Below are 7365 nucleotides of genomic sequence, written 5' to 3' on the forward strand. Positions count from 1 at the left end.
CAGCATCCGCACCACAACCGAACAACCACAGGGCTAAACTGCCCGCAACTGCTCACTTTTCGAACGCCGAAACCGTTCAAAGTTCGAGCGCCGCCGACACCCGATTGACGCGCCGGCCATCATGGTGAAGAGATGGCATGGCGTCCGGGCTCGACGGAGCGCGAGGTTTACGAAATGGCCCCTGGTCACTGGAAGATCGCACCCTGGGCCTGAGAACAGGCACAGTATTGTCTCGGGGTTGCGCACGGAGTCGTGCGAGGCGCGTATCGGATCGAGAGTTGGTTCTCCTCACAGCAGCCCTGGGACGAGGGGAAGAACCGCTGGGGGGTTCGAGGGCGTTTCGGCGCCGGAACTCGAGCATGTCGTTGGTACGCAGGTGAGAGATGTTTGCGGTGGGCGAGTGATGTATCGCGATGGATACCCAGGATCGGCGTCCCGCGACACCGCACCCGCCTGACTTCGAAAGGAGCACGACTAGAACCTCGCGGTGGTTGCCTTACCTCCATACGTCGTGGCCCCTGCCCGAGTGGAGTTGCCGAGGGGACCTGAAGGTTTCGATATCTCGTGCTACTTGTCGGGTTGCCATGGCGCACCGACGCTCAGGATCCCTGCTGCCCGACTTTCGACAACAACATCCGTTCGGCGAGGTCTGCGAACTTCCTTGTGGCTGGTGAGAGCCTTGCGTCCTCGCGGCGTACGAGGGCGAGGGTGTCGTACAGTGGCTCGGCGAAGGGGAATGTCCGGATGCTGGTAGGGAAGCCTGGGGTATCTATGATCGTCTTGCTTATGAAGGAGTCGCCGACTCCGGCCGCCACGAGACTGATCGCGGTCTCCACGTGCTCGACTTCGATGATGGGTTCCACACGTACGCCTGCAGCCTGGGCCCGTTCTTGGATCTGATGTCGGGTTGGATCGCGCCATCCAGTGTGCGCGTCGTAGAGGACGAGTGACGCGTCGGCGAGTTCGCTGATCCTCACCGGGCCGCGGCGAGTGGATCTGGATGTCGAGACGTACAGGACCTCGTCGTGGAACAGAGTTCTGACGGACAAGCCTTCGTTCTCTATCGGGAGGACGACGAGTGCGCACTCGATCTCCCCGGCGGCGACCGCGTCGGCTACGAGCGCGGAGTTCAGCCCAACCATGCGGATTCTGACGTTCGGGTAGCGCTTGTGGAAGCGCTGTACGAGGTCGGCTAAGTCGTAGTAGGCGGCGTTTCGCAGTACGCCGAACGTGGAGACACCGCCCTCGAGGGATGTGATTGATCGGAGGGACTTGACTCCATCCTCGAGCGCGTTGATGGCATCGATTGCGTGTCCTCGGAACTCCTCGGCCGCTGCGGTAGGGCTGAGTCGGCGTGCTCCGCGCGTGAACAGCTCCAGGCCGACCTCTGCCTCGAGTCGGGCCACGAGTTCAGAGACAGAAACCTGCTTGATGCCGAGCATCGCCGCTGCCGCGGTGAAAGTCCCTGTGTCGTATGCGGCGAGGAAAGCTCGTATCTGTGCCAGAGTCACAGGGTTAGTCTATGGGACGTCGAGCCTAATACAGCCTTGTGCGATGAGATTGGCCACTGTTAGCCTCACCGCATGCAGATCGATGTGTCCGATGAGAAGTACATTTCCGGGAAGTTCGAGACTCTCAAGGCTCCTGAGATCGGCGGCGTTGCTGCACAACGGCTGCCTCAGGTTGTCGAAACCGTCAGCGAGATGCTCAGTCAGATCGAGAGCCGTGGGGTCGATGCCGTCCTCGAATACTCCCGCAGGCTGGATCGTTGGGAGGGGACGGACATCGAGGTCGGAGCGCAAATGCTTGCGGCCAGCGGAGATGGGCTGCCTTCGGAGGTCCGCGAAGCCATGGCGATGAGTGTCGACCACACTCGCCGGTTCGCGCAGGAGCAGCGGCGGCAGCATGTCGACTTCGAGGTCGAGCTGATTCCGGGGGTGATCACGGGCCAGAAGGTCATTCCAGTGTCCCGCGTCGGAGCGTACCTTCCCGCAGGCCGATTCCCCATTCTCACGAGCGCAGCGATGACTGTCGGTGTCGCCAAGGCCGCCGGAGTGGGGACGGTGATCGCCTGCACTCCGCCGACCTCGGCTGCGGGTGGTCACCCGGCCATCATGTACTCCGCGTATCTGGCAGGAGTCGATCGCCTGTTCGCGCTGGGGGGTGTGCAGGCCTTGGCCGCGATGGCGTTCGGGCTTCTCGGCGACCAGCCCATTGATGTACTCGTGGGGGCGGGAAACGCATACGTCGCTGAGGCTAAACGTCAGCTGTACGGTCGCGTTGGCATCGACCTCCTCGCAGGGCCGTCCGAGGTTGCCGCCATCGCCGATGAGACCGCCGAACCACAGCTTGTCGCGGCGGACCTCCTGGCCCAGGCCGAGCATGGACCCCAGTCGCCGGCTTCGCTTGTGACGACATCGCGGGAGTTCGGCCTATCGGTAATCGAGGAGATAGATCGACAACTCGCGGATCTCGAGACCGCCGACGTTGCAGGTGCGGCATGGCGGGATTACGGCACGGTCTACTACGCGCACGACGCGAGCACTGCGGCCGAGTTGATGGATATCCTCGCGCCCGAGCATCTTGAGATCATGACGCGTGACGACGACTTCTTCGTACGGCGACTGCAGAACTATGGCTCACTATTCCTGGGCGCGTGGTCGACTGTTGCGTATTCCGACAAGGGGATTACGGGCACGAACCATGTGTTGCCAACGGGACGCAGCGCGCGGTATACGGGAGGGCTCTCCGTGTCACGCTATCTGAAGACGGTCACGTATCAGCGCGTGGCAGAATCTGCGACCTGCCAAGTGGCTGGCCCCGTGGAGACGATTGCGGATTTCGAGGGCATGGTCGCCCACAAATCCACCGCGACGCGTCGGCTTCGGGCAGCCAATCGACAGATATACCCGCGGTAGCGCGCCGTCGCGTTGCCGGAAATCCGTTCCATTTTCATAGGAGAAGACAGTGAACGATCAGAAGCTCCAAGACCCGAACCACCCGGAGCCACCCCAATTTGGGGGTGAGCGATCCGCACCTCGCATGTCTACGCCGCCTGGACGCGGCGTAGAGGTGCGATCCATCGACTGGGTTCCCTTGAGCGCTCGAGGGGGCAAGCCATGGTCCCTGTTCCCCCTCTGGTTCATGGCGAACGCCAACGTCACGACCTTGGCTACTGGAATGTTAGGTGCGGCACTTGGTGCTACGTTCATGTCGTCGCTCACTGCCATCGTGCTCGGCGTGGCTGCGGGCACCGTCTTCACAGCGTTCCATTCGGCACAGGGCCCGCAGCTCGGGCTTCCACAGATGATCCAGTCCCGCGCGCAGTTCGGCTACCGCGGTGTGCTCATCATCTGTGCGATCGTCGTGTTTAGCTTGGTTGGCTTCAATATGTTCAACCAGATGCTCGGCGCCGAGGCGCTCGATATGACTGTCGGTGTGAAAGCTGACGGGCTATGGTATTTCCTTATCAGCGGTCTCGCGGTGCTGCTCGCGATCTTCGGGTACCACTGGATACACACGACCCAAAAGTGGCTGACTTTGCTCTTTCTTCTCACTTTCGGCGTGTTCACGGTCGCCGTCATCGTGACGAGTGGGCTGGATGCACACCAGCTGTCGTTTGGAGACTTTACCTGGACGAGCTTCCTCGTTCAGTTCGGTGCGGCAGCGGCATATGCGCTGGGTTGGGCGCCGTATGTGTCCGACTATTCGCGTTATCTGCCGCCGCAGACCAGTCCAGCGAAGGCGCTCTGGTACACGTACGGAGGCGTCTTCGCAGGTGCCACCTGGCTCATGGCCTTGGGCGCGCTGCTAGCGGCAATGTTCTCGAAGGCATCACCGCTAGAAGCCGTAAAACAGGCCGCCGACCAGATCCTCCCCGGCTCTGGCTACTGGCTTCTTCTGGCCGCTCTTCCAGGACTGGTCGCCGTGATCACCGTTAATATCTACGCTGCCGCTATGGAGCTGATCACCATGGCCGATTCGGTCAAGCCGATCCGGCCTACTCGCACCGTGCGCGTGGTCGCGTGCCTGTTGATCGCGGCCGCGGCGTTCGTCGGTTCGCTAGTCAGCACGGGTGACTTCCTCAACAATTTCTCCAGCTTCCTAGTGGTCCTCCTCTATGTCCTCGTTCCCTGGACATCGGTGAACCTCGTCGACTACTATTTCGTGCGCCGCGGGCAATACGCGATTCGCGAGATCTTCACCCCGGGTGGCTTGTACCGCAACTGGGGCTGGCGCGGTTTGACAGCGTATGGCGCCGGGATCGTCGCGATGATTCCGTTCGCCGTAACGGTGTGGTACACGGGGTTTATAGCGCAGGCGCTCGGCGGTGCCGACATCGCGATCTTCGCGGGACTGATCGTCTCAGCCATCGTCTACATCCTCCTCGGGCGCACACTGGATCTCGACCACGAGCGCGAGGTCGCGATGCGCAGCCGCGAGAACTACGACGAGGAAGCCGTGCTCTTCCGGAGGGCATCGAAACCGTGACCTTCACCGTGGGAGCCATCCCGGATGTGACGGAAACCGCCCGCAAGATCGCGAGCGGCGAGATATCCAGCATCGACGTGGTCAACCGTGCTCTCGCCAGAATTGCGGAAGTCGACGCGGACATAGGTGCCTTCACCGTCGTGCTCACGGATGAGGCACGGTCCGCAGCGGTTGCGGCAGACAATTCCGTCGCGGCGGGCGAGCCGATCGGCCCGCTTCACGGCGTGCCGATCGCGGTCAAGGACCACATCTGGATGCGAGGCGTTCTCGCAACGAATGGCTCACGGGCATACAAACATTTCCGGCCGTCAGTCGATGCAGTCCCGGTCGCTCGATTGCGGACGGCAGGGGCGGTCCTTATCGGCAAGACCAACAACCCCGAGTTCTGCTACCGCGGCTTTACAGACAACGCGGTGTGGGGGCCGACGCGCAATCCGTACGATCTCGAACGCACACCGGGCGGCTCGAGCGGTGGATCGGCCGCAGCGGTAGCTGCTGGAATGGTCGCGGGCGCGCTTGGTACTGATGGTGGCGGCTCCATTCGGCTACCCGCGGCCTTCTGCGGCGTAACAGGCCACAAGCCAACATTCGGCGTCGTCCCCAAGGACCCGGGATTCCGCGGGTGGAAATCGCTGTCGGTGACCGGACCGATTGCACGCAGCGTGCGCGACTGTGCACTTCTGATGGACGTCATTGCGGGCGCAGACCCCGCCGACGACCTATCCTTCCCGAACCCTCGGCCCGGGTACTCGACGCTGCTGTCAGCATCAACCACCACGATCGGCGCACTGCGCATCGCCTACAGCCACGATCTGGGCTTCGCGCCAGTCGACGAGGACGTCCGACAACGCTTCAGCGAAACCATTGAGCATCTTCGCGAGGCTGGCCTCACCCTGACCGATGCGCATCCGTCGACAGGAGACCCGAACGACTTGTGGAATGACATCGCCGTATGTGAGGGATTCTCCTCAGAGGGCGTGCTGCTTGCGGAATGGGAAGACGCAATGACTCCCGGAACCGCATCGATCATCCGCGCCGGCGAACACAAAAGCGCGGCCGACTATCTCGACGCGATCTACCGCCGGTCAGCGTTCACGGAACGGTGGTTGCGGTTCTTCGGCGAGTTCGACATCCTGCTGACACCTACCGCGCAGGTGACTGCCTTTCCGCTCGGTCGGGACACGCCCGAGACGGCCGGTGGGTTGCCCGTCGACCCGTTCTTCGACGCCTGGTCGGCGATGTTCTATCCCGCAAACCTCGCTGGCCTGCCAGCGACCACGATCCCGGTTGGTCTGTCCTCTCATGGCCTGCCGATCGGACTGCAGGTGATGGGGGGACGCTTCGACGACGCGCGAGTACTCGCGGCTGCTGCATTCATCGAGCGCCTGTGTGCGGGGTCGGTTCGGTAAGAGCCATAGGCGTCGCAGCGTCGCATCGGCTGGAAGGGCCCATTGAACCGTCGCGGGTTTGATGCGTGAATGGTTTTCCGCCGCAAGCGCGTGCAATCATCGGTGCGCTTCTACTTCCTGGTGGGACTGGCCGTGCCGGGGTACATCCTGCTGTTCCCGGTCTACCGACTCGACTTGGCGCTCGGGGTCTTTGGAACGTACGCCGCGCTCATCGTCCCGTACATCGCCGTCACGGTGCCCTTCAACACCCTTCTCATGACCGGGTTCCTCCGCGAATTTCCGGGAGAGATCGAGGAGGCAGCGATAATCGACGGCGTCGGGTTGTGGCGCCTGTGCTGGTCAGTGGTGCTACCGCTGATGCGTCCAGTGATCGCGACAATCCTCATCTTCAACGTCGTGTGCGTGTTCAATGAGTTTCCCTTCGCGTCGATCCTGATCAGCAACCCTGACATGGTCACCGTCTCGCTGGCCGTGTCCAGATTCCAGGGCCAGTTCACCGTCGACTACGGCGGGATGATGGCGTCGGCAACTTTGGTCCTCCTGCCGCAGCTCATCATCTACGCGATTTTCCAGAAGCAAGTCATCGCCGGAATGACCGTCGGCGCAGTCAAAGGGTGATCGTCACATTCTCACCACCGGCGGGAGTCGTTCGCCGTCACTCCAGATATCAGCCACCGTCACTGAGGCCGATAGAGCGATCGTCACTTACGTCGATGGAGTGATCGCCGCTGATGTGGCAGAGTGACCAGTTCTCGGAGGCGGATTCTCGATGGCGCGGTGTCGAACTTGCCCGCGCGGTAGCGGTTGCGGCGGTGGGTCCGATCATCGGTGATCGTTTGGCGGGCGCAGTCCGGACCGCTGCGCTGGACGCCCGCGCCGCCCGTGACCACGTGGCACGGTCAGAAATTACCCGCGATGCGCTTTACGGGCAGCCGCAGATGCTTGACCTGCCGCCGTAGTGGTGGCAGGTCAAGGCTGGGCACGATGAGCCGGCCCATGGCGTCCCGGCGCCGACCCTCGCTCAAGGCATGGGCGTAGACGGCGAGTACCGTGCGCGGATCGGCGCCGAGATACTCGGAGATCGCGTGAACAGGTGTGCCCGGCCCCCAGCTGAGTGGGTGCGGGTAGTCGGTGGACGTCTTTGCGGTCGCGTGGGCGCGGAAGCGCTCGTTCCAGCCGGCGCGTCCCGCGCGCCTCGTCGCCGAGGTTTGCGCGGGGCGCTCATGTCGGTGGGGAATTCGCGCCGCGAGCGGCCGTCCGACCCGATCTCAGGATTTGCTCAGGAATCGAGAATTGTCCCCCATTTGGGGGACACGCCTCATGTATGGTGAGACTCGTTCGAACGCTCTGGGGGCGTGAAGAACGCGGGCATCCGACACCGGTTCAATCACTGGGGAAGCGAATCGGCAGGATGCCCCCAGAGCTTCCGCTCCCGGTGCCGAGAGGCGTGGGTGCCGCGAGCAGA

Annotated in this window: 5 protein-coding genes; 4 read left to right on the forward strand and 1 reads right to left on the reverse strand. The window is 62.7% G+C overall.

All coding sequences use genetic code 11. From position 1 onward, the window contains the following. Nucleotides 1-599: 599 nt before the first annotated feature. Nucleotides 600-1511: a LysR family transcriptional regulator gene (locus ABD705_RS15940; protein WP_344785380.1), complete on the reverse strand. Its 912-nt coding sequence runs from the start codon at nucleotides 1509-1511 to the stop codon at nucleotides 600-602. A 72-nt stretch (nucleotides 1512-1583) separates the two neighbouring features. Between ABD705_RS15940 and hisD the strand changes: the two genes are divergently transcribed. The 4 genes from hisD (at nucleotide 1584) to ABD705_RS15960 (ending at nucleotide 6518) form a co-directional block, all read left to right on the forward strand. Continuing rightward, nucleotides 1584-2918, forward strand: coding sequence for a histidinol dehydrogenase (gene hisD / locus ABD705_RS15945; protein WP_344785382.1), 1335 nt, complete (start codon nucleotides 1584-1586; stop codon nucleotides 2916-2918). A 124-nt stretch (nucleotides 2919-3042) separates the two neighbouring features. Then, a complete protein-coding gene (locus ABD705_RS15950; RefSeq protein ID WP_344785388.1) occupies nucleotides 3043-4491 on the forward strand; it encodes a purine-cytosine permease family protein in 1449 nt (482 codons plus the stop codon). Next, nucleotides 4488-5900 carry an amidase gene (locus ABD705_RS15955; protein WP_344785384.1) on the forward strand — a complete coding sequence of 471 codons (1413 nt, stop codon included), beginning with the start codon at nucleotides 4488-4490 and terminating at the stop codon, nucleotides 5898-5900. Before ABD705_RS15950 ends, ABD705_RS15955 begins: the two co-directional genes overlap by 4 nt. 69 nt (nucleotides 5901-5969) lie before the next feature. Then, the gene (locus ABD705_RS15960) at nucleotides 5970-6518 is read left to right on the forward strand and encodes a carbohydrate ABC transporter permease (protein WP_344785386.1); all 549 of its coding nucleotides are present in this window, start codon (nucleotides 5970-5972) and stop codon (nucleotides 6516-6518) included. Nucleotides 6519-7365: the final 847 nt, after the last annotated feature.

It is taken from the genome of Microbacterium kribbense, assembly GCF_039537285.1.
Taxonomy (GTDB): Bacteria; Actinomycetota; Actinomycetes; order Actinomycetales; family Microbacteriaceae; genus Microbacterium; species Microbacterium kribbense.

What these genes read in the sequence shown, in the direction of transcription:
- hisD (WP_344785382.1), top strand. Translation starts at nt 1,584, where the DNA reads ATGCAGATCGATGTGTCCGATGAGAAGTACATTTCCGGGAAGTTCGAG.
- ABD705_RS15950 (WP_344785388.1), top strand. Translation starts at nt 3,043, where the DNA reads ATGTCTACGCCGCCTGGACGCGGCGTAGAGGTGCGATCCATCGACTGG.
- ABD705_RS15960 (WP_344785386.1), top strand. Translation starts at nt 5,970, where the DNA reads ATGGTTTTCCGCCGCAAGCGCGTGCAATCATCGGTGCGCTTCTACTTC.